The sequence below is a fragment of the Flavobacterium sufflavum genome, from assembly GCF_004016525.1.
Taxonomy (GTDB): Bacteria; Bacteroidota; Bacteroidia; order Flavobacteriales; family Flavobacteriaceae; genus Flavobacterium; species Flavobacterium sufflavum.
The window spans coordinates 27073-50383 of the sequence record NZ_SACJ01000003.1 but is presented as its reverse complement, the minus strand read 5'-3'; the positions used below and the strand labels follow the sequence as shown (position 1 = coordinate 50383).

The window sequence follows — 23311 nt, the reverse complement described above, 5'->3', positions numbered from 1 at the left end:
TTTCCAAGAACGGCATTCAGGTAAATGAGAAGGAAGCCAAAATTATATTGGAATTACTATATTTAGTGTCAAAAAATTATAATAAACCAAGAGTAAAAAAAACAACATATCCTTAATGGGACTTCGAACCACCGTTCAACTCCGATTAAATCTCTAGATAAAGCACTTTTAGACTGTTTATTTCAAACAGACTAAAAATTCCTCGTGAAAAAATCGAACCATTAAATGTCAGGCTGTAAAGGTTTGATAAAGAATTTTTTATGGGTATAAAAAAAGAGACAACTATCATATAGTTGTCTCCTTAAGTGACCATGGAGGGATTTGAACCCTCACGCCCTTGCGAGCACCACCCCCTCAAGATGGCGAGTCTACCGTTTCTCCACATGGCCTAAAAGTAAAAAAGGTTAAGTAAAATATTTACTTAACCTTTTGTGACCCGACTGGGGCTCGAACCCAGGACCCCATCATTAAAAGTGATGTGCTCTACCAACTGAGCTATCGAGTCAAATGCATCAGAGAACGTTTTTTCAAGTGAATCACTTAATTTGTGACCCGACTGGGGCTCGAACCCAGGACCCCATCATTAAAAGTGATGTGCTCTACCAACTGAGCTATCGAGTCTTGCATCGTTCCCTGATTGCGGGTGCAAATATAAGGCGTTTTTTTTATTATTTCCAAGCTATTTTATTATAAATTTGTCTTTTTTTAATAATAAATTTTAACACCTTAGTTTATAGGGTTTTATTCTATGAAGAAAATTATACTGTTAGGTTATATGGGTTGTGGAAAGTCAACTATTGCCAAAGAATTGTCAAAAAAGCTTGAAATTCCTTTTGTTGATTTGGACGAATTTATCGAGAAAAAGGTAAAAATGACTATCAAATCAATATTTGCTGAAAAAGGAGAAATCCATTTTAGAAAGTTAGAACACGAATATTTTGTAGAATTATTGAATTTTACTGAACCGATTATAATTGGCCTTGGGGGAGGAACTCCTTGTTATGCGAATAATCATGAGTTACTAAAAGGAGAAGATGTGTTTTCTATTTACTTAAAAGCATCTATAGAGACTTTAGTAGCTAGATTGTCCTTAAATAAGAGCAATAGACCCCTTATCGCGGACAAAACCGATGTCGAGATGAAAGAGTTTATTGCTACCCATCTATTTGAAAGAAGTTATTATTACAATCAGGCGCAACATATCGTTCCAGTGGATCAAAAAACGATTGAAGAGACTGTGGAAGATATTTTGGCAATTTTAGCTTAGCCAGGCATAGCTATTGTTGTCTTGATCAAATTCTACTCTAACATGTTCTAATAAAGAAGTAGAAAGTGAGATTCCTTTAAAATCAGCTTTTACAGGATATTTTTTATGGTTGCGATCGACTAAGACCGCTGTTTTGAATTTTTTTAATGGCACATCCAAAAAATGTCTTACTGCATAAATTAAGGTTGTGCCTGAATTCAATACATCATCTATGAGAATCAAGCCTTTGTTAGCATATTCTTCGGCTGGAATCGAAGTTTGTATGGCTTGATTTGGATTTTGTTTGTCTATGTGAACTTCGCATAGTAATACTTTTAAACCAGAAATACTTTTTAATTCCTGAGCAATTTTTTCGGCAAATACATAACCATTGTCGGCAATTCCAGCCAGTACTACTTCTTGTTCTTCTATGAAGGTCTCATAAATTTGATAAGCAATACGTTTTGTTTTGTGTTTTATTTCTTGGTCAGTCAGAATGATATTTTTGCTCATGATTTGTTTTTTTGCTAATATAACTAAATTTAAATTCCAATATAAAAAATCCAAATTCCAACTTTAAAAAGTAAATACAACTTTGATTTTTTATCCCGAAGTTTTGGAATTTGGGATTTAAAAATTGGATTTTTAATCTTCTTCGTCTTCGTGGATTTCGTTTCCGTAATCGTCAATATCCCTTCGGTCTTTTTTGGTAGGTCGTCCTGTTCCACTTTTTCTGTAATGTTCTTTGGAAAGTTTTAGCAATTCCAAATGTTGGTATACTTCGGCAGGAGTATCGTTTCTTCGATAGATATCAACTAATTTAGCGCCTACACGATTTTCAGGAATGTCTAAAACGGTGATGATTTGAGTGATTTGGTCTTTTCTAAAAGTAATTTTGTCTGTGGGAAAAACTTCCTTGGATGGCTTGGCAACCACGCCATTTACGGTGATGTGATTTTTTTTACAGGCTTCCGTAACCATATTTCGGGTTTTGTAATATCGGACACACCATAAATATTTATCTATTCGCATAAAATTTCTAAAATCAGAGTTAAATAGTTTACAAAAATAAATCAATATTGTATCTTGCGCACTTAAAATTCAGCTATAATGAACAAATTTAAGTATTATTTTATTTTAATAATTACATGCCTCTCTTTATTTTCATGCTCGAAAGATGATAATTCTGTTGAAGTAGAACCTCTCAGAGATTTTCAAGAACAATTTACAGCAGATAATACCACAATTGAAGAATATTTAAATTCGTATTATATAGATGTTACTAACGCACCTGGGCAACCGGAAGATCAGGATGTGGTGTTTACTAAAATCCCAACAGGAGGAAGCCAGCCTTCTATTATGTCTTATTTGAATAGTAGTACTTTTCCAAAATTATTGACAAAAAATGTGGCATTACATGATATAACTTATAAAGTATATTATTTGGTTTTAAGACCAGGAACAGGTGATAAACCTTGTAATGTTGATAGCGTTTTATCTTCATACCGAGGACAGTATTTGTATAAGTCTACTGTAGATCAAGTTACAACTTTAACAGCAACACAATTTGAAGAAGTAAAATATCCACAGACTTTTTTAAATTTATATGAAACCATTACGGGTTGGAGTGAAATTTTTCCTGAGTTTAAAACAGGTACTTATACTTCTGGTTCAGATGGAACAGTTACTTATAATAATTTTGGTGCAGGGGTAATGTTTTTGCCTTCTGGATTAGGTTATTATAGTTCAGGAAGTGGTTCAATACCAAGTTACTCACCTTTGGTATTTAGTTTTAAATTGTATGCAGTAAAAAGATCTGATTTAGACAATGACGGCATTCCATCTTATCTTGAAGATCTTAATGGGGATGGATATTTGAGAACAGTTGCTACAACTGATAATCCCCTTGAGGATTCAGATGGAGATGGAATCCCTGATTATTTAGATATTGATGATGATGGGGATGGTTATACTACAAGATCTGAAATAACGGTAAACAAAGTTGTTACTCCTTTTAATTTAATTCCGGATTGTAGTGGAAATACAACTAATTCAAGTCGAATTAAAAAACATTTAGATAAAAACTGTCACTAAAAAAAAGGACAAAACGTATAAAAAAAATCCCGTCCCGATAGCTATCGGGACGGGATTTTTTTGTGGAATTAATTTGGGTAAAATTAATTTAATTTTGTATTAACCAGTTTTTAAAATCATTAAATTCCTGAGGTGAAACTCCGTGACCAATTGGATATTCGTGATAAACTGATTTTACGGATAAATTGTCTAAAAAAGCTTTGGTTTTTCGTGCCCATTCTACTGGGATTACCTGATCTACCGTTCCGTGGGCTGCAAAAACTTTCAAATTAGAAAAATCATTGTTTTTATAATTTTCTTCAAATATAGGTTCGCTTATATAACCACTCAATGCAATTACTTTTTGTACTTTGTCGGGATGTGAAAGTGCGATAGCATGGCTTAAAATAGCGCCCTGGCTAAATCCTAGTAGGGTAATTTGTTTTTCATCGATTGGATAGTTTGCAACTAATTCGTCAATAAATTGAGCAATTAAATCTCTTGATAATTTAGCTTGTTCGTGGTCAGAGAATTTGTTTTCATTGGCATCAAAATTAATGGCGTACCAGGCATAACTTCCGTATTGTAAGTCATAAGGTGCGCGTGCCGAAATAACATAATATTCTTCTGGTAATTCTGATGCAAAGGAGAATAAATCGGCTTCATTGCTGCCGTAACCGTGTAATAATAATAGTAATGGGTTTTTATCTAATTTTATTTTGGGTTCTCTGATGAGGTATTCTAGGGATAAATTCATAAGAAGTGTTCAGTTCCCGATAGCTATCGGGACAGTTTTTAGTATTCAGTTTTGGAATTTGTAATTTATTTTTTGGAATTTTAAGATATGCTTTTAAACCATTTTTGATATAAATTTCCAACAAGCGGCATGGGTTTAGTCTCACCTTTTATAGCACTAAAAATTCCGTAAGTCCAAAGCACTGAAACAAAAATCCACATAGGTGCTGATATCATCATACTGTCAAAATTACTGATGATTAAACCCAGCGAAATAAAAGTCAGGGTGATTCCTAAGCCTTGGCGGATGTGAAAAGAGGCGAAAGGATTCTTGTCTTCAGCATTCATAGACATCGCAATAAAAACTCCAATTCCTAAAATATAACTGGTTATTGCGGCTGTTTTTCCTTCTTCGATTGTATTATTCATGTTTATGCTACTATTAATTGACCTTGATTTACAATTCCGTATGCTTTTCCTTTTGTTTGCATTCCTAAAAAGGCTGAGTTTTTAGATTTCGATAAAATAGATGCTTTTGTAAAAGTACTTTCTTCTTCAGGATTGAACAGACTAAGGTTAGCAGTTGCACCTTCGTTTATTGGTGAACTTTCGATACCAAAAACCGTTTTTCCGCTGGTTAATTTTTCAATTACTTTTTCTAAAGGCAATACGTTAATTAAAGCTCCAAAAGCACTTTCTAGACCAATGGTTCCGTTTTTTGCCATATCAAATTCCATTTTCTTATGCTCAATGTCAATAGGATTATGGTCGGTTGTAATCATGTCGATGGTGTTGTCCTGAATTCCGGCTAATAAAGCCTGTCTGTCTTCTTCTGTTCTTAAAGGCGGAGTCACTTTATAGCGGGTATCAAAACTATCTAATTTCTCATCGGTCATTGTTAGATGATGAACCGTTACGCTGCAACTTACATTCAATCCTTTGGCTTTGGCTTCTTTGATTAAAGCTACCGATTTTGCTGTGGAAACTGTTGGAATATGTAATTTTCCACCAGTATATTCGAGTAAGAATAAATTTCGGGCTACTTGTAATTCTTCGGCAAGATTAGGAATTCCTTTTAAACCTAAACGGGTAGAAACGATTCCTTCGTTGACAACTCCATGTCCTTTAATATTGGAATCTTGAGAATAAGCAATCACCAATCCATCAAAATCCTGAGTGTATTGTAAAGCAATTTTTAGCAAATTGGCATTTTCAAAACTTTTGTTGTAATCACCAAAGGCAATCGCTCCGGCTTGTTTCATATCAAACAATTCAGCCATATCTTTTCCTTCGGCATTTTTAGTTAAGGCACCAATAGGGAAAAGTGTTGTTGCGTGACCAATAGCTTTGGTTTTTACAAAATTAATTTGGGATTGATTGTCAATTATTGGGAAAGAATTGGGTTGTAAACCAATTCCGGTGAAACCGCTTTTTGCAGCAACCAACAATCCGTTAGTGATGGTTTCGCGATCCTCAAAACCAGGTTCGCCCAGAGAAACGCTGCTGTCAAACCAACCTTGAGATACATGAAGATTATCTAATTTTAGTTCTTCTGCCAACTCTGGATTGGGTAAAGAAGCTCCAATTTTTTGAATTAATCCATCTACAATTAAAATATCTACCGTTTGATTGTGAAAAGTACTTTGAGGGTCGATAATTTTTGCGTTTCGGATAATTAGTTTCATATATAGAGAATATTTTATTTCAGGAATTTTATAATTGCCATTTCACATACCAGAAAGAGCAGTGCAAAGATAACAAACCATTTCCAAAGTTGATTATCCATTCGGTCGGTTTGTAGGCTATGAAAAACGCTTTCAATAGATTCGGCGGTGTTGTATTGGGATAGGAAGTTGTTGTCCAATGGGTTTAGATTACTTTCGCTTCTATTGTAATTAAAACTAATGTTTTCTACCCATTGTTTTTGATTGTAAATTTCAAAATTCCCTGCTTCCAAAGGCAAATCATTAAAAGTCATTTTGACTTTAGTATTCATGATTTGTTGTATTGGAATAAATTGTTCGCTCGAATTTTTAACTTCTAAAATAGCATCTTTTGATAGCGTGGCATCAACTATAAATGGAGTTTGGTTTCCAATAGTCAGTGCGTTTACACCATTGTTTTGGTTGTAAAGCGCCATTTTGTAAAACGTAGGAACAATTAATGGGGATTGTTGAAAGTTGGAATTTTCGGTATTTATAGGTGCCGAAAAAACACAAACAGCCGATACGGGATTAAACATCGCCGATAGAAAAGCACTTTGATCATCATAAAACAAAGCTGCGGGACTGGAACCTGAAAATGTAAACGAAGCTTTGGTGGAAGGATATTGGAAATTACTAATCCTGTTTTCAAAAACATCTGAAAATAAAGGATGATTGAAGTTTATTTTACTAATTAGTTTTTCGGTATTCTGATAAGATTTGAATTGAATATTTCCAAAATTTCCCAAAAAAGAATTCAGACTGCTAATCGAACTTTTTGCCGAAGGAATAACAATAAGATTACCGCCTTTTTGAACAAAAGCCTTTAAGGTAATTTGTAAAGCCTGCGGGATTTCGTCTAATTCATTTAAGATAATTCCGTCCTGTTTTTCAATGTTATTATAGTTTAATAGAGTCAATTCGGAATTGCTGTAATTGAATTCGTCATTGGTGTAAATGCGTTGTAAAAAGCTACTTTTGGAGGTTTCGCCAATGCTGATGATATTGGTTTTTTTAACTTTCGAAATACTGAAATAAAAGTTGTTATCATAAGTCAGACTATTATCAGAAATGGAAACATAACCCTGAAAAGCTTGTTTGGGAATACTAAAATGTAACGATTTTTTTTGGCTTTCTAAATTAGAAACCGTTTTAGCAATCAGTTTGTTTTGATTGTAAATGGCAACAGAAACCGGTTTTATCGCCTCGCCATAACTTGATAAAGCCACATTGATGTCATAGAAATCAGTAGTGGTTTCATTGATATACACACTGTCAACAGCCACATTGTTTTTTTGTTCCGATTTTGGAATTATAAAATAACTGACATCATTTTTAAAAATGCTTTTGAGTTGTTTTTGGTTAATTCCAATGGCGTCTGTAATAATGATAATGTCCTTTTTTGCATTGATAGGATGCGCATTTATTTTGGCTAACAAATGATCTAATTCAAATGGAATGGCGCTGTATTTTAGATTTTGCAGCGTATTTCTAATCGATTTGATGTCGGTGTTCCAATAGCTTTCGGTATTGGTAAGTAATGAGAACTTAGTGTTTTCGGGAGTTTCTTCCAGTAATTCCTGTACCGCTCTTTTAAGTAATTCTCCTTTTTTACCTTTGGCTTGCATGCTGAAAGAATTGTCCAGAATAATATACATTTCATTCGAACGATTGTTGTGGTCTTTAGCATCAAAAAAAGGTTGGGCAAAAGCCAAAATAACAAAAGTAAGTAACAATAAACGGCAGCAAAGCAGCAACCATTTTTTGAGTTGGGAACTTTTTCGGGTTTGGATGGAAATCGATTTTAAGAACTGAACATTGGTAAAATATTCTTTTTTAAAACGACGAAACTGAAACAAATGAACCAAAACAGGTACAATCAATAAGAACAGAAAGTATAAAATTTCAGGATGTTTGAATTGCATTCTTGTTTTGGGTTTTATTTAGTATCCAAAAATAGTTAAAACTATGCACTTTGCTTTTAGCTTCTGAGATTTTTAAATATAAAAATTTAAATTATTTTATTGTTTCAGAAAAATATTGATGAGGCATTTGGGCTTTTTCCCAAACTTCTTCAATCCAAATATTTACATCCTGATTTAATGCGTTTTTTTCTAAGAAGAATTTTAGATAAAGAAAATTATCACGTAGTTTATAAATTAATCTATTGTCTTTTCCTATTAGACTAGGAATTACAGAGTGCTTTACCGATTCTATATAAATGCTATCAGATTCTATATGCCCAATTCCATCTGTTCCTATAATAATTTTGTAAGGATTAGGAGTGAAATTTGTGAATTTACCATCTGATGAAATAATTTTAAGAACTCCTGTATTCATTGGAACAAATCCCATTTCTGGTTTATCTGAAGTTTTTTGACCTTTAAATAACCAGATGCCTTCCAGTAAGTTAGTTTTATTTTTGATGTTTGATTGAGCATTGATTGGTGGTAGTACAGAACAAATAAAGAATAGTAATAAAAATGGAATGTTTTTTTTCATGATAAATTTTGTTTTTGTGGTTTGATTAATTGGTTGTAGGTTAATTTGTGCAAAACAAACGAATGTAATTATTTTTTATAAGATATTGCTTAATTTAATCTTCTTTTTTTAGATTGTTTACATTTAAGAAATAGAAAATATAATTGTAGTTTTACTTTCTATAAAAAACAACATGAAAAAAACATACAATACTTTACTTCTTGTTTTTGCTATAACAACTGCATTTGCTCAGGAAAACAAATTGAATTTACTCATCGGAACTTATACTAACAGCTGTGAAAGCAAAGGTATCTATGTTTATGATTTTGATTTAAATACAGCTGAGTTTAGTTTTAAAAACGCCTCTTCAATGGTTGTTAGTCCCAGTTATTTGACTGTTTCTAAGGATAATCAATTTGTATATGCTGTTAACGAGAATGGCGATAATAGTGCAGTAAGTTCTTTTAAATTTGATGCCAAAAGTGGTGCAATAAACTTAATTAATCAGCAGGATTCTAAAGGTGCTGATCCTTGTTACATCATAAATGATGATAAAAATGTCATTGTTGCTAATTATTCCGGAGGAAATATTGCTGTTTTTGGAAAGAATGAAGATGGAAGTATTACTGTCGCTAAACAGCTAATTCAACATTTTGGTAAAGGAATAAATGTACAAAGACAAGAGAAACCTCATGTTCATATGGTTTGTTTTTCACCTGATAAAAAGTTTGTATTGGTAAATGATTTAGGTAATGACAAGGTGTATTCTTATCATTATGATTTGGATTCAAATGATAAACCTTTGAGAATTTCGGATAGTATTGCTGTCAAATCAGGTAGTGGGCCCAGACATTTAACGTTTAGTAATGACGGAAAGCTGGTTTATTTATTACAAGAATTAGATGGCAGCCTGACGACGTTTAATTATTCGAATGGAAAATTAAAAAAAATAGACGAAACCACTATTTTGGCAAAAGACTTTAAGGGAACTTTTAGTTCAGCCGATATACATATTTCGCCTGACGGGAATTTTTTATATGCTTCCAATAGAGGAGAAGCCAATACCATTTCGATTTTTAAAATTAAAAAAAATGGCAAGTTAGAATCATTAGGACAAAGCAGTACATTGGGTAACGGACCGCGAAATTTTGTAATTGATCCTTCAGGAAATTTTCTTTTGGTTGCTCATCAATATTCAAATGATGTGATGATTTTTAAAATAAATAAAATTACTGGAGCTCTTGAAGATACAGGCAAAAGAATTTATTTGTGCTCACCGGTTTGTCTGGTTTTTGCAAAAAGCTAAAATGCTTACATTCGATTGAATAAAAAAAGCCTAAAAATGAATTTCATCTTTAGGCTTTGTAATTTTATTTTTTCTTCTTCTTTTTAGCAGCTTGTTTTTTTAGCATATTTCTATTAACAGAGCCATGCGTTTTTTTCTTGGTTACACCAGGTCCTCCCAAATTGACTTTTTTGTTCTTTTTGCTTTTTTCTTGAAAAGCTCCATCTCCTGTCAATTTTGGTTTTTTCATTAAAAGCTTAATAGGTTGTCTGTCTTTCTCAGGTCCAATTAGTTTTACTGAAACTTCCACTTCTTCAGGGAAATCTTCGATAACTAATTCCATATTCATCAGTACTTCGACTTCAACTTTAGCTTCTTCTTCGCGTGGCGTAACAAAACTAATAGCAGTTCCTGTTGCATCGGCACGACCGGTACGACCAATACGGTGCATGTATAATTCAGGTTCTTCAGGCATTTCAAAATTGACTACATGAGTAATATTCGAAATATCCAAACCTCTGGCCATGATATCCGTTGTAATTAGTCCGCGAAGTTCTCCTTCCTGAAAAGAAGCCATCGTGTTCAAACGATAGTTTTGAGATTTATTGGAATGGATAACACCAAATTGTCCTTCAAAATCTTCCTCAATGCTTTCGTGAAGCATGTCGGAAATCTTTTTATTATTTACAAAAATCAAAACCCGACTCATGTCTTCGTTGGTTTCTAATAAATGTTTTAGCAAATTGACTTTAGTGTTGAAATTAGGAACGTTATAAGTAATTTGTTTGATTTTCTCTAATGGAGTTCCTGATGCCGAAAGTGTTACTTCTTCAGGATAATCGAAATAGTCGTTCAAAATAGCGTCGACTTCATCTGTCATAGTAGCCGAAAATAAAATGTTCTGACGTTTTTTAGGCATCATCGCTAATAAAGCCGTAAGCTGAGTACGGAAACCTAAATTCAACATTTCGTCAAATTCGTCAATCACCAGCTTTTGCATGTCTTCAAAGCGAACTACATTGTCCAGTGCTAAATCCATGGTTCTACCTGGAGTTCCCACAAGAATGTCAGAACCTTCATAGACCGATTTTTTTTGTGTATTGATATTCACACCTCCAAAAATTCCGATAGTTCGAATAGACATAAACTGGGTTAGCTTTTCTATTTCTTCTACAACCTGAACCACAAGTTCTCTGGTAGGAACTAAAATGACAATTTTGGGCGTATGCGTGACACTAAATTTGTATTGTTTTAATAGAGGTAATAAGTAGGCAAAGGTTTTACCCGTACCTGTTTGTGCAATTCCCATCATATCTCTTCCAGACATAATTACAGAGAAAGATTTCTCCTGAATAGGAGTAGGGGTTGTAAGCCCTAATTCATCGATTGCTTTTTGTAATGATTTAGGAAGATTGAATTGCTCGAAAGTAGCCATAAAACGTATATTTTGTGCAAAGATAGTCTTTTTGAAAATAACCGCTTTATTCTTTTTTGCAACGAGCTTTTAATACTGTTTCGCAAAGATTCGCAAAGATTCACAAAGAAAAAACACAAAGCTTTTTTTAGAGTTAAATTTATCTATAAAGTTGATTAAATAACTTTGCTATGTTTTGAGCCTTCTTTGTGAATCTTCGTGTGATTTATTACTTGAATTTTAAATTCCAGGAAACACTAAGCGAGTAAATCCAAAAATAATTCCCCGGATCAAAGCTTATTTCCTGATGCGCTACGTCAAATTGTGCTCCCCAGGCATCTTTGTTTTTTGAAGTGGTGAAAAAATAACCCACATTCAAACGCTGTGTTTTTAGATTGATAATGGCTGCATCATTGCTGTCAAATATAAATTGGTTGACTTCGGGAGAAATCCCCATGCTGTATACAAAACTGATGTAGTTATCAGCATTGCTGCGGTATTTTCTATAATTTAATGCTGCCGAAGTACTGGTTCCGCCATCGCCAGGAGTAAAATAAGGGCGTAATGACCAATAGCTGTTTCCGGTGTACCAACCAATGGAACCCGTGTAAATATTAGTTGTAGTGCTGTATTTTAAAGTTCTAAAACCTGCTGAAATTTCTAAACTATGAGGTAATGATTTGTATAATTCGGCACCATATCTTAAATCAGGAAAAATAAAGCTATTAGCATATCCGGCATTGACATAGGCATACAATCCTTTGGTTATTTTAGGATACATATCTACTTCAAGCTGAGCTCCATTTTCATTGAAACGACGGTTGAAATTTACTCTTCCAATAATGCTTCCGTATTTGGTTTGTTTGCTATAACTCAAAGAATAATACTGCATTGGGTCAAATGTTTTTGAGTAAATATCTACAGAAGCTCTTACTCCAATATCATTTGTTCTTAGCGTACTGTTTAAATCGTTTAGAAATTCTTTAGACTTTTGGTCTTCAGGATTTTTTGCAATGAATTCTTTAATAGTACTTTGAGCTTCTAATGAATTGTTTGTGTTTTTAAGAGCGGTTGCTTTTAAGATTGTAATCTCAGAATCATTAGGAAAAATCTTCAATGCCTTTTTAGACATTTCTAATGCATCATAATGAGCGTCACTCCATGATTCGTTTTTTATGGCAGCAATCCAGTTTTCCTTATTTTGAGGTGCTTTTTCGATAACATAAGCAAATTCTTTTCGAGCTTTTTTGTAATCGCCATCCCATGCGTAAGTAGATCCTAAGAAAGAGCGGATTTCATGGTAGTCAGGATATTTGTTTAGAATTTTTACCAAGGTATCCTGTGCCTGTTTTCTTTGTTTGTTAAACGCCAGTTGACGGGCAGTTTCAAATGAAGTATCGGGATTTCCGTTGTATGGTATAACTTGTCCCTGCATTTGAAAAAAGCAGGCAAGTGTAAACAGTATTGTTAATTTGATAATTGGTTTTCTTATCATTGTTTTAATTCTTTTTTGATTTTGATGTACTCACTGTTGTTAGGGTCTTTTTTCAGCATACTGTCAATAGCTTTATTAGCCATAGCTAAACGTTTTGTTCTTTGGTATGCTTTGGCTAATTTAATACCTAGTTCTGGATTTTTAACATCATTTTTTAATGCTTTTTTAGCAATTTCGATTCCTTTATTGTCTTGATTGGTCCACCAGTAGATGTCCATCAGGGCAAGGTAGCTGTCGTAATAATAAGGTGTTCTTTTAGTTACTTCCAATAATTCTTTTTCAGCATTTTTATAATCCTTGTCCCAAGCCAGTGATCTTCCTTTTAGGGTTCTTACATCTGCATAATTAGGTAGTTCATTTAAGATGTAATTGCACAATACACGCGCTTCTTTTCTTTGACTGTTAAAAGCCAAATCCCTTGCTTTAAAGAAGATTTGATCAGTATTTAATCCTTTGGTTTCCTTTTTGATAAATGCCAGTTCTTCTTTTGAAAATTCATAAGAAGCTTTGCTGTAAATCAATAAGGATTTTGGGATAATTTTATTCTTTTGGGTCAAATAAGCATTGAGTTTTTTAGTCTCCTGCAAGCTGTCTTCAATTGTTTTTAGTACATCACTATCGCTTATTTTTGTAGTTTCAAAGTTTTGATTAATCTTGAATAATTCGCCATTTGAATATAAAAAGTCTTTATAAATAAACTCATTGATAACCCCTTTATTTTGCATAATAGGAATGGTGTGAATATTTCTAAAACGCTTAACAGTGTCTAAACCAGAGCTCATCCAGGCCGTTTTTTCCGGTTTAGTCATTTTGTAATTATTCATTAAAAACGAAAGCAAACTAGGAGTAATATCCCAATGTGAGGAAACCGATTTGAAAGTTTCAGCTTTTTTCAACATAGGGCTGTAGATGTACAACGGTACATGGAAACGGCAAAGTTTGTCTTTTTGATCAATTGGAATCAAACGGTGGTCTCCCGTGATTACAAAAATTGTGTTCTTGTAATCAGGTCTTTTGGAATAAGATTCCATGAATTTTTGAATCGAATGATCCGTGTATAGTAAACTGGCGTAGATGTTCTTGTAGGTTTCAACTTCCGATTTAGAAAGGGCGAGTGTCTTATTAGTGTTGATGATATTATCTACTTTCTTTAAATACTCTGGTTTCTCCGGAAAATCAAAAGGTTCATGATTGGTCAATGTCATCACTACATCTAAGCGAGGACCTTTTTTGGTTTCAATTTCACTAAGTGTCTTTCTGAAAATTTCTGCATCTGGATAACCCCAAGAAAAACCTTCGGAGTTTGCTTTTGTTTTTTTATAGCTTGAGCCAAATTTATTGATGTCAATAACATCATCAATATTGTTGTCTTCTAAGAAATTGATTCGGTGGTCAAAACTCGATTCGTCACCGCAATAAAAAGTAGTGTTGTAACCATTTGATTTTAGAATACTAATTAACGAGCTGTGAGCCGGCAAAGGTTTCATTTCAAGAAAACCTTTTTCGCCGTAAGGTAATGAACCTAAAATAGAAGGTAAGGCACCAAAAGTTCGACCTGCATTACTAACAAAATTTTCCCAATACAATGACTTTGGTATTAACGAATCTAAAAATGGTGTAAAGCCACGATATTCATTTTTTCCAATAAACTCATCACCTAAACCTTCTACAATAATCATTACAATGTTTGGTTTTTCTTCTTTTATTTCAAAAAAAGGAGCTAAAACATCAGGAGTAGCCGAGAAAGGTTTTAATAATGGGTATTCATTTTTATATTTTAGATCCGCTACATTGAATTGCTTTTTTTCATTTTGAAATCGAATGATATCGTTTGTAAAATAAGCAAGTTTATTTTGATACAGAGTATCTGAAACTTCGGGAATTAAAAATTTTATTAGAAGACAAACAACAGTGGCTATTCCGGTAATTGCAAACAGTTTTTTCTCAATTATTTTGTTTGAAATGAATTTATTGATTCCCCAGTATAATAATGGGAAAAGAATAAAAGGCACAAAATATAAAATAGAAAATGTTTCTGATGCTGTAACGGTAGTGTACATATCATCGGCAGAATAACCTAAAAAATCAGCCCCCAGATTGACTAATGTGGTTAAATGGTATTTAGTCAGTGCAAATTGCCCAATGATAATTAGTGTGAAAAGAATCTTTACAGGCGTGTCTTTCCATTTTATTTTGCTGTAATGCAAAACTAAATAGAGGGGAAGAAACAAAAGATTGATTAGGAGAACAGTCCAGAAATCATTAATTAGTTTGTAAAATAGTGCAATAGCAACATTAGGTATTTTAATTCCAGTATAGATTTTAGCAAAGATTTCAAAAATGCTAATCAACCAAAAAACGAATACCATTGAGAAACATAAATAGCCGTAATTGAATTGATTCTTTACTTGTTGATTATTGTCCATTGAAGATATTTTGTGTGATTTCTAAATTAAATATTGCTCATTCCTTTGCGTGTCATTTCGCCCCATTTGATGGATTTGTTAAAATAGTAGTCAAAATTCCCTTTTAATGCGGCATATAAAATGAATGGATGATTAAGTATTGGTTCTGTAAAAGCCGTTTTTATGAGTTGCCACCCCATGCCTTTTTTTGCATATTGGTGGTAGGTAAGCTCTTCGGCTATGATAGTAATAATTGAAAACAGTACGGTAAAAAGATAAGCCATAACCAGGAATAATATAGCATAATCCCAAACAACGTTTTTAGTAACAATAAGTATTAAAAAGTAAATCAAGCCTAAGGTTTCAAATATTGGAGCCAGCCTTTCAAATAGAAACCAATATGGGTAACTAAGTGTACCTAAAGCATTGTATTTAGGATTGAATCCAATTTTTCTGTGCTTTTTAAGTGTTTCAATAGTACCACGGGTCCAACGGTTTCTTTGGGAAATAAAAATTTTATAACTATCCGGAGCCTCAGTCCAACAAAGAGGATCGGGGATATAAGCCACTCTATATTTTACTTTTTGTTCTTCCATATAACGTCTCATTCTTACAATGATTTCCATGTCTTCACCCACGGTTTTAGTGTCGTAGCCACCTACTTCCAAGGCAATTTTTTTATCAAATAAACCAAAAGCTCCCGAAATAACCAATAATCCATTAAGTTTACTCCAAGCCATTCGTCCTAAAAGGAATGCTCTTAAATATTCTAAAATTTGACCTCTTACAATTCTGTTTTTTGGCAAATTAATATCAAGCAGTTTTCCATCTTTTATTTTACATGAATTAGCAATTCTGATCACACCACCGGCGGCAATAACTTTCTCATCAGTAGATTCAAGAAAAGGCTTAATCATTTTTTGCAACGAATCTTCCAATAATAAACAGTCAACATCAATACAGGCAACATATTTATTAGTGCTAATATTTAATCCAAAATTTAATGCATCAGCCTTACCTCCATTTTCTTTGTCAACTACAATTAATTTTTCAAAAGCGGGATTGGTAGATTTAAAAACACCTTTTCTAAGTGGTTTTGTTGCAATTTGATTGTTAATCAAATAATCTACTTTTACCAGATCGTATGCCTCAATTAATTTCTCTAAACTATCATCTTTACTACCATCGTTGATAATAATTACGTCGTAGTTTACATAATGATTAGAAAGCAAAGAACGTACATTTTCCACAATATTCAAGCTTTCATTATAGGCAGGAGCAATGATGGAAATGGAAGGCGAAATAGAAGAAGATAATATTTCGGTATAGTTTACAAAACTATTTTTCTTCATATAATTCACCGTTTCAAAAGCCGATATTATTGCTAAAATAATATAAGATGATATAGCAGCAAAGGCAAAACCGAAAAATATGAAGTCAAAAAAATCGATTATATAGTCAGGTATATTTGGGATCATGGTTAACTGGCTTTAGTAAAGTTTTTCTCTATTGTGTAATTCTCGTCAATACTATTGATTTTGAAAGTATTATCGCTGTCTACTGTAATTAAGTTCATGATTTTCATTACCGAAATTCGAATAAAGAAATTTTCATGATTCACATATTCTTCAATAAACGGAATATCGTCTGGCATAGACATTTCTTCCATCATTTTAAAGAAAGCAATTTGTTCTTCCAGGCTTCTATCAAAAAGGTCTTGTTTTAAGATTTCGACAGCCTCATAAATTCCTAAATGAGTTACAACATTAATTGCTTCTATTCTAATTTCGGCATTTGGGTGGTTAAAAAGTGCTATAATGTCGTCTTTAGCTCCAAACTGATTGTATATTTTGGTGAGTTTTATGGCAAATGAAACGACCGAATTGTTTGTAGAACGCAACCAATTATTCATATCTGGAATTTCCAGATTATTGAATTTGTTTAAAATTTCTAACAATTGAATTTGATCCCATTCCGAAAGTGGATTTTCCAGTACATTCAGAAACTCAAGTCCTTCAAAGCGGAATAATTTCACTAAGTATTTTTGAATTTCAGTACGAACTTCTTTCTTAGGATGATTCACTAACAGAAGAATTTCGTCATGAGCCTCTTTAATTTCAAATTGCGTTAATTCCCTTATTGCACGGGCTACAGCATCCCATTTTTTACTTTTAAGCTTAGAAGTTGCCGAATCAATAAGTCCCGTTTGGTAATATAGATTTTGAATTGCATCGGCTGTTTCTCCCGAAATTTCATTCTTTAGTTTCAAAAAAGTGCTAATGATGATTTTTCTTTTCAGCCTGTTTTCAGAACATTTTTTTAAATAGTTAACAATTTTTTGTTGCTGTTGACTAATGTTTTCATCGTCATGAGCATATAAATATTCAATAAGATCCGATTCGTATTTTTTTTGATAGGTAGCTTTTATTCTGCCTTTTATTCTTAATCGGTCTCTAAGATTTTTTAAATAGATTAGCAACATTATTATAATTGCTATAAAGGTCAAAGACAAATAACTACACCACACAATAATTGGATGTGTATTATTTAATGTATCGATACTATTTTGAAAAAAGTCTAACATAACAGCTGATTTAAAGCCTTATTGTAGAAGTCTTTTGATACGAATGATTAATTCGTTAGGACTAAAAGGTTTACTCATAAAATCGGTGGCGCCTAAATTAAAGGCATTCAAAACCATTTCTTCCTGACCGGCAGAAGAAAATACAACAATAGGAGTTGACATCTCCAGTTTGTTTCTGACGTGACTGATAACTTCTAATCCGCTAATAAAAGGCATCATAATGTCAGTAAGTATCATGTCTGGATTGTTGTCCTCGATTAAATCGACGGCTTCTTTACCATTGGCAGCAATTAAGAGATGATAACCTTCTTTTTCTAATTTAAATTGTAACAATTTTGAAAGGATAGAATTATCTTCTGCCAGAACTATTTTTTTTGTAAGATTCATTTTCTTGTAGGTTATAGGGTTTTGTAATAGGGGCTTTCTACAAGATAAAAGTAATAAATAAAAATCAATAATATCGATAAAGTGTATAAAAAAACCGATAAAATACACTTTTAGTGTGAAATATAGATAAAAGTATTACAGCTTTGATTTTTTTAAGTGTTGATTTTGAACTTTTAAATAAGGATAATTAAAATGCCTTTCAAAACATAAAGATTAAAAAGTGTGCAAAGATTGTTTTGGATTCCGGTTTTTTAGTCAGAAAATTAGGGTATTAGATTGAAATTGATTTAAAAAAGAAAATGGCAACTTAAAAAAGTTGCCATTTGTCTAAAAGCTAAGTAAAAGTTATTGTATGATGATTTTTTGTGAATGTATTATTTTTTTAGTTGAAATATCTGAAACATTTAGTATGAAAACTCCTTTTAACTGTAAACTGATGTTTTCCTGACGATTTGGTTTAAGAATTCCTTTTTTGACTTCTTTTCCAAAAATATCATAGATTTTATATTCAGCATTAGTTTTGTCTTCAGCGTCGTCATAGGTCATTAATATCGAAAAAGAACCATTATTTGGAATAGGCCAAACATTAACTTGAGTAGAGATTTCTGGATTTTTTTTTGTTGCTGACAAAGAATATCCGTTAACTATATTTACTCTGCGGGTCATTGTTGCTCCGGTATTGTCAGTAACGGTAAAATCGAATGAACCTAAACCGTTGGCTGTTGGTCTGTATTCTACTATGTTAGAAACTAAAGTAGCATTTCCTTTTTCAACATTAGATAGGGAGTAACTGGCTCCATCAGTAAATCCTCTCGAAAGTTTTTTGATATCAATACTTAATTTATGTCCTTTTGGAGATTCGTAATGAGGTAGAGACATCCATTGTAAATATTCATCCAAATTAGTGTAACCGTCTAAATCATCGTCGGCATTAGTGTCTGAAAAATCTCCAATTGCAGAATTCAGATTAGTTCCTTTGATGGCTTCCCACCAGTTAGGTAATCCATCCTGATCGGTATCCCAATCAACATCTCTGTTAACTACAGGATAGTTTTCATAACCACCCACATCTAATTCATTGTCCGGAAATCCAGGTTTTCCGGTTACACTTCCTGTGTATGTATAAGTCCCATCCAATGTCTCTGTAATGATTCTTTGATCGTGTTCGTCAAATTCTGGCTGAACACAACCTACGTCAGAAAGTACAATTTTATAGGCATAACCAGCCGTTTGAGTTGTTACATAAGAAGGGAAAAATGGTGTGTTCATAAAGTTGTCATATTGGTAAGTAGCTCCATTCCTAAAGGTAGCTCTTCTACCAATAGCCTGATTGGTTTCATCAAAGTAACCTGGCATTACATTTCCGTTAAAATAACATCTTTGCATTCCTGTTCCGACATTTTCGTTATCAGCACTAAAAGCAACAAAAATTTTAGAACCGGCTCCCGGTTTATAATAATTATTGACAAAATTGACTTCTTTCGTTCCTCCGTCTGTAGTTCTACCACCCCAATTGTATACTACATTGTTAGTAATATCCATTCTGCCGGAATAAGCCCCGCTACCATCTAATCCACCTCCAAGACTCCAATTACGTCCATAATTGTGCGCTAATAAATTATGGTGAAAACTTCCAATATCCCCACTTATAGTCCCCGCATAACCATGTTCGGTTCCTGCCGGATAATTTTGATGCCCTGCCGCATTTAATGCTTCGGATATTAATGTTCTTTGCAAAGTAATATTCTTTCCTGAGCGAGAACTAAATGCTTCATCTATTGTCCAGCTGATAGAACAATGGTCAATTATGCTATAATTGGCACCGGTTAATCCCATTCCGTCATAAGTAGGGCCTGCGCCTAATCGGACCCTTACATTTTGAACAATAGCATCATTTCCTGTAATACCGAAAGGAGCGGAGCGAATACAGATTCCCTTTCCAGGTGCAGTTTGTCCTGCAACGGTTACATAAGGCTGGCTTAAAACCAAACGGGAATTCAATTGGATAATTCCTGAAGTGTTAAAAACAATCGTTCTTGGACCAATATCATTGGTAACCGCTTCACGCAAACTTCCAGGACCGCTGTCATTCAAATTTGTTACAGCTACTACTTTTCCCCCTCTTCCTCCGCGGGCAAAACGACCATATCCTTCAGCACCCGGAAAAGCTAGCTGAGCCGGACGCAAACGCCAAATATTTCCTTTTACCACTTCGTTGTTTGCTAAAACTTCGTCAACTCTCCAATAGTATGTTTCTCCAGTGTATAGTCCATTAACTGCATAAGTGTTATTTGCTTTAAGCTGATTTCCTTTATATAATGAAGAAGAAGTATTTGCTGTCTCAATCGATGCTAAATCAGTTCCAAAATAAATATTGTGTGATGCAGCATTTATGGCAGGTGTCCAACTCAAAATTGTACCTCCGGAGTTTAATTCTACGTGTTCGTCATTGTTACTAGGAGTCGGATTGGTGGCCTGGTTGAAAATGTTAGGGGTATTCAACTCGATTCCGTTTAGCATTACATTTTTATAAATTTGAGTACCTGATCTTTCTGCCGCAAAAAGGATAACCACATCTGTTCCTGTGGTAGCTTGGAAAGTTAAATACACTGATCTGGCATCGGCTGTTTTATGAGCTCTGATAGTTGGAATTACATTATCAAGTACTAAATTCCCATCTACAGAAATATCAATTGGACTAAAAGTAAAAACGGGGCTGTCTACGGCATTTAAAAATGCCATTAAAGTATGAGTTCCTGTTTCTAATCCTTTGATTCGAAGTTCTATTTGTCCGCCTTGATTTGCGGTTGTCCCTTTTACGGTAAGTCCGTCACATACTAATCTTGCGTAATAAGGGGCTTGAATTCCTACTTTTTCCCAGTTGGTTCCTAAATTATCTCCTTTGTCTCCAACTCTGGTTACTGTGAATGTAACTCCATTTAGTATTTTAGTGGCTGTATTTGTAGTAACTACCCAGGGGGTATATCCTGGTTCACTTACTTCGGCTGATTGTCTTCCTGATTGGTCAAAATCAATCTTAACTACAGGATTCTGCGCAAACATTGCGGTGGTTGTCATTGTAAGACAGACTATTGTCTTGAGCAATGACGGATTCATGTACTTTTTTAGCATTTTAAGGTTGGTTTTAGGTTAATAATTCGATTTATTGTTTTAAAATTTTTTACTCATAGTTTTTTTATTTAATTTATTTGTAAACGTTTACATGAAGTGATAAAAAAACTTTTAATAAATATTTTATTCTGGATAAAATTAGATATACAAAAAACAAATTAGGGGGTAAAAATTGCTTTTAAAGCAGGGGCAAATCGCAATTTGATGCTAAAACAGTAGTAAATTGACAAAAAAAATTATATGTAAAAATATAATCTTAAATAAAGCATTTATTTTCATAATGCTTACTAAACCAAAAAAACATATTGGATAGTACTATACTTTTTAATTTGTTTTAATTGAGACTAAGGATGATGTATAGTAAATCTGTCTAAAAACCTTCAAATACTCCAAGACAAAAAGTGCAAAATCGTATTTTACCGAGTTTTTGTTGTCAGGAAATTTAAGATTTGAATCTGGAGTTTAATACTTTTTATTATTTAAATATCTCTCGTAACTTTGTCTTATATCTTAAATTTAATTAGGAAACAAAATGAAAAATAGAATTGAAATTGATGGGACAAATGATGCTGTTTGGAATTCTGATGAAGCCAGAGCAAGTTGGAATATATCTACATTATTGACTATTAAAAAAGATTTGAAAATAGGTGATAGTAGTTTAATTACTCTGCCAACCTATAATGTTGATAATATAGTAAATAATGTATTGGCTTGTCTAAAATATTATATTGTAAATTTTGAAGAAAATTTCACATATACAGTCAATTTTAATACAATTGAATTAACCAGAATTGCTAATAATGAATATTATAAAATTGATATTTAAAAACCTTCAAAAACACCAAGGCCAAAAAGTGCAAAATCATATTTCACAGGATCTTTTGAATCAAGTACTCTAAGATTACAATCTAATTCAAAAAGTGCTTTGCCGTCATTTTGTTTACGTATTAATAAATCCAGTTTTCGAGCCACATTTCCGGAGTGAACATCAAGTGGACAAGAAAGTTTTGATGGAGAAATTGATTTCCAAATGCCTAAATCGACTCCTTTGTTGTCTTGACGACACATCCAACGCAAGTACATGTTAATACGTTTTGCTGCCGAATTATTCAAAGGATCCGAAATATGTTTTTGTGTTCGGGCTAAATGCGGAATTTCGAAAAAGATTTTTTTGAATTCAGAGATGCTTTTTTGCATCGAATCTGCTTCCTGATTTTTTGAAAAGACTGCTTCCAGTCCGTCGTGATTTTTGTAGATGTTTTGCAAACTTTTGATGAAACCCACAAAATCCTGACCATTAAATGTGCGATGTACAAAAGTTTCCAGTCGTTCTAAATTATTATCAGAATGTGACATCACAAAATCATAAGGAGTATTGCCCATGAACTCCATCATTTTATGGGAGTTTTTGATAATCATTTTTCGGTTCCCCCAAGCAATAGTAGCGCTCAGGAATCCGGCAATTTCAATGTCTTCTTTTAAGGTAAATAAATGCGGAATCTGAACAGGATCACTTTCGATGAAATCGAGTGTGTTGTATTGTAATACTTTTTCGTCCAGAAAATCTTTGAGCTCTGTTTGTGTCATTGTTAGATTTTGGCTTAACTTATTAATTACTTATTAATCCGTCAATCATAACAAGTTTTCTGTCGGCCATATTGGCTAAGTCTTCATTATGGGTAACAATGACAAAAGTTTGCCCAAATTCGTCTCTTAGCTTAAAAAATAATTGGTGTAAATTTTCGGCTGAATGGGTGTCTAAATTCCCGGAAGGTTCATCGGCAAAAATCACAGCAGGCTTGTTGATCAATGCTCTGGCTACGGCCACACGCTGTTGTTCACCGCCCGAAAGTTCGTTTGGTTTGTGATTTATTCGATGTGAAAGACCTAAATAAGTAAGTAGTTTTATAGCCTCTTCTTCGGTTTCTTTTTTTGATTTTTTAGCAATATAAGCCGGAATGCAAACATTTTCCAGAGCGGTAAATTCAGGCAATAATTGGTGAAATTGAAAAATGAACCCTAAATTTAAATTTCTAAATTTTGATAATTTTTTGTCGTTCATAGACAAAATATCCTCATTGTTGATTCGAAGTTCAATATCGATATCACTATTAGGTTTGTCGAGTGTGCCTAAAATTTGCAAAAGTGTTGTTTTTCCTGCTCCCGAAGCACCTACAATGGAAACGATTTCTCCTTTTTGAATATGTAAATCAACTCCTTTTAAAACGTGAAGTTGATCGTAATATTTATGTAAGTTTCGGGCTTGTATCATGGTTTGCAGTTTTTACAAAGAAACAAAGATTTTAATGATTATAAAATTCGGAAGAAGCATATTTTTAGACTAAAAAGCATAAATTTGAGTTAATAAAAA

General features: G+C 33.2%; 20 protein-coding genes and 3 tRNA genes. 4 read left to right on the top strand and 19 right to left on the bottom strand.

The genetic code is table 11. The annotated features are described in order from the left end of the window. Window positions 1–306: 306 nt before the first annotated feature. The 3 genes from EOD40_RS05965 to EOD40_RS05955 all read right to left on the bottom strand — a co-directional run bounded on the left by EOD40_RS05965 (window position 307) and on the right by EOD40_RS05955 (window position 621). Window positions 307–389, bottom strand: a tRNA-Leu gene (locus EOD40_RS05965). A gap of 43 nt (window positions 390–432) precedes the next feature. Beyond that, window positions 433–505 (bottom strand) — tRNA-Lys (locus tag EOD40_RS05960). A 43-nt stretch (window positions 506–548) separates the two neighbouring features. Further along, window positions 549–621, bottom strand: a tRNA-Lys gene (locus tag EOD40_RS05955). A gap of 127 nt (window positions 622–748) precedes the next feature. On the opposite strand from EOD40_RS05955, the gene EOD40_RS05950 reads away from it, so the two are divergent. Beyond that, the gene (locus EOD40_RS05950; protein ID WP_128193994.1) at window positions 749–1267 is read left to right on the top strand and encodes a shikimate kinase; all 519 of its coding nucleotides are present in this window, start codon (window positions 749–751) and stop codon (window positions 1265–1267) included. Here EOD40_RS05950 and EOD40_RS05945 read toward each other — a convergent pair. Together EOD40_RS05945 and EOD40_RS05940 are read right to left on the bottom strand one after the other, a co-directional pair. Continuing rightward, window positions 1259–1759: a phosphoribosyltransferase family protein gene (locus EOD40_RS05945; protein ID WP_128193993.1), complete on the bottom strand. Its 501-nt coding sequence runs from the start codon at window positions 1757–1759 to the stop codon at window positions 1259–1261. The genes EOD40_RS05950 and EOD40_RS05945 overlap by 9 nt on opposite strands. A 132-nt stretch (window positions 1760–1891) precedes the next feature. After that, window positions 1892–2278 carry an RNA-binding S4 domain-containing protein gene (locus EOD40_RS05940; protein ID WP_128193992.1) on the bottom strand — a complete coding sequence of 129 codons (387 nt, stop codon included), beginning with the start codon at window positions 2276–2278 and terminating at the stop codon, window positions 1892–1894. A gap of 78 nt (window positions 2279–2356) precedes the next feature. Here EOD40_RS05940 and EOD40_RS05935 point away from each other — a divergent pair, with 78 nt between their 5' ends. Continuing rightward, window positions 2357–3340 (top strand): FKBP-type peptidyl-prolyl cis-trans isomerase, encoded by a 984-nt coding sequence (locus EOD40_RS05935; protein ID WP_128193991.1) that lies wholly within the window; start codon window positions 2357–2359, stop codon window positions 3338–3340. An 88-nt stretch (window positions 3341–3428) separates the two neighbouring features. Here the strand turns inward: EOD40_RS05935 and EOD40_RS05930 are convergent, their stop codons facing one another. From EOD40_RS05930 to EOD40_RS05910, 5 genes are all read right to left on the bottom strand, one after another. Then, window positions 3429–4076: an alpha/beta hydrolase gene (locus EOD40_RS05930; RefSeq protein ID WP_128193990.1), complete on the bottom strand. Its 648-nt coding sequence runs from the start codon at window positions 4074–4076 to the stop codon at window positions 3429–3431. Between the two features lie 80 nt (window positions 4077–4156). After that, window positions 4157–4483 (bottom strand): hypothetical protein, encoded by a 327-nt coding sequence (locus EOD40_RS05925; RefSeq protein ID WP_128193989.1) that lies wholly within the window; start codon window positions 4481–4483, stop codon window positions 4157–4159. 2 nt (window positions 4484–4485) lie between these two features. Continuing rightward, window positions 4486–5739, bottom strand: coding sequence for a dihydroorotase (locus tag EOD40_RS05920; protein ID WP_128193988.1), 1254 nt, complete (start codon window positions 5737–5739; stop codon window positions 4486–4488). Window positions 5740–5753: 14 nt separating this feature from the next. Beyond that, entirely contained in the window at window positions 5754–7682 is a 1929-nt protein-coding gene (locus EOD40_RS05915) for a vWA domain-containing protein (protein ID WP_128193987.1), read from the bottom strand. Between the two features lie 91 nt (window positions 7683–7773). Beyond that, window positions 7774–8259 (bottom strand): DUF4488 domain-containing protein, encoded by a 486-nt coding sequence (locus EOD40_RS05910; protein WP_128193986.1) that lies wholly within the window; start codon window positions 8257–8259, stop codon window positions 7774–7776. A 172-nt stretch (window positions 8260–8431) separates the two neighbouring features. On the opposite strand from EOD40_RS05910, the gene EOD40_RS05905 reads away from it, so the two are divergent. Further along, window positions 8432–9544, top strand: a complete 1113-nt coding sequence (locus EOD40_RS05905; RefSeq protein ID WP_128193985.1) for a lactonase family protein — start codon at window positions 8432–8434, stop codon at window positions 9542–9544. A gap of 64 nt (window positions 9545–9608) precedes the next feature. Here the strand turns inward: EOD40_RS05905 and EOD40_RS05900 are convergent, their stop codons facing one another. The 7 genes from EOD40_RS05900 to EOD40_RS05870 form a co-directional block, all read right to left on the bottom strand. Continuing rightward, window positions 9609–10958 (bottom strand): DEAD/DEAH box helicase, encoded by a 1350-nt coding sequence (locus tag EOD40_RS05900; RefSeq protein WP_128193984.1) that lies wholly within the window; start codon window positions 10956–10958, stop codon window positions 9609–9611. A gap of 208 nt (window positions 10959–11166) precedes the next feature. Next, entirely contained in the window at window positions 11167–12432 is a 1266-nt protein-coding gene (locus EOD40_RS05895; protein ID WP_128193983.1) for a YaiO family outer membrane beta-barrel protein, read from the bottom strand. Continuing rightward, entirely contained in the window at window positions 12429–14858 is a 2430-nt protein-coding gene (locus tag EOD40_RS05890; RefSeq protein WP_128193982.1) for an LTA synthase family protein, read from the bottom strand. Before EOD40_RS05890 ends, EOD40_RS05895 begins: the two co-directional genes overlap by 4 nt. Before the next feature lie 26 nt (window positions 14859–14884). Further along, window positions 14885–16315, bottom strand: a complete 1431-nt coding sequence (locus tag EOD40_RS05885) for a glycosyltransferase family 2 protein (RefSeq protein WP_164905456.1) — start codon at window positions 16313–16315, stop codon at window positions 14885–14887. A 2-nt stretch (window positions 16316–16317) separates the two neighbouring features. Beyond that, entirely contained in the window at window positions 16318–17421 is a 1104-nt protein-coding gene (locus EOD40_RS05880) for a HEAT repeat domain-containing protein (protein ID WP_128193981.1), read from the bottom strand. Window positions 17422–17439: 18 nt separating this feature from the next. Next, a complete protein-coding gene (locus EOD40_RS05875; protein WP_128193980.1) occupies window positions 17440–17808 on the bottom strand; it encodes a response regulator transcription factor in 369 nt (122 codons plus the stop codon). Window positions 17809–18153: 345 nt separating this feature from the next. After that, complete coding sequence (locus EOD40_RS05870) at window positions 18154–20940, bottom strand: T9SS type A sorting domain-containing protein (RefSeq protein WP_231129583.1); 2787 nt, start codon at window positions 20938–20940, stop codon at window positions 18154–18156. Window positions 20941–21472: 532 nt separating this feature from the next. On the opposite strand from EOD40_RS05870, the gene EOD40_RS05865 reads away from it, so the two are divergent. Next, window positions 21473–21766 (top strand): hypothetical protein, encoded by a 294-nt coding sequence (locus EOD40_RS05865; RefSeq protein WP_128193979.1) that lies wholly within the window; start codon window positions 21473–21475, stop codon window positions 21764–21766. Here EOD40_RS05865 and EOD40_RS05860 read toward each other — a convergent pair. After that, a complete protein-coding gene (locus EOD40_RS05860) occupies window positions 21763–22527 on the bottom strand; it encodes a TIGR02757 family protein (protein WP_128193978.1) in 765 nt (254 codons plus the stop codon). The genes EOD40_RS05865 and EOD40_RS05860 overlap by 4 nt on opposite strands. A 22-nt stretch (window positions 22528–22549) precedes the next feature. Then, window positions 22550–23212 (bottom strand): ABC transporter ATP-binding protein, encoded by a 663-nt coding sequence (locus tag EOD40_RS05855; RefSeq protein WP_128193977.1) that lies wholly within the window; start codon window positions 23210–23212, stop codon window positions 22550–22552. Window positions 23213–23311 lie beyond the last annotated feature (99 nt).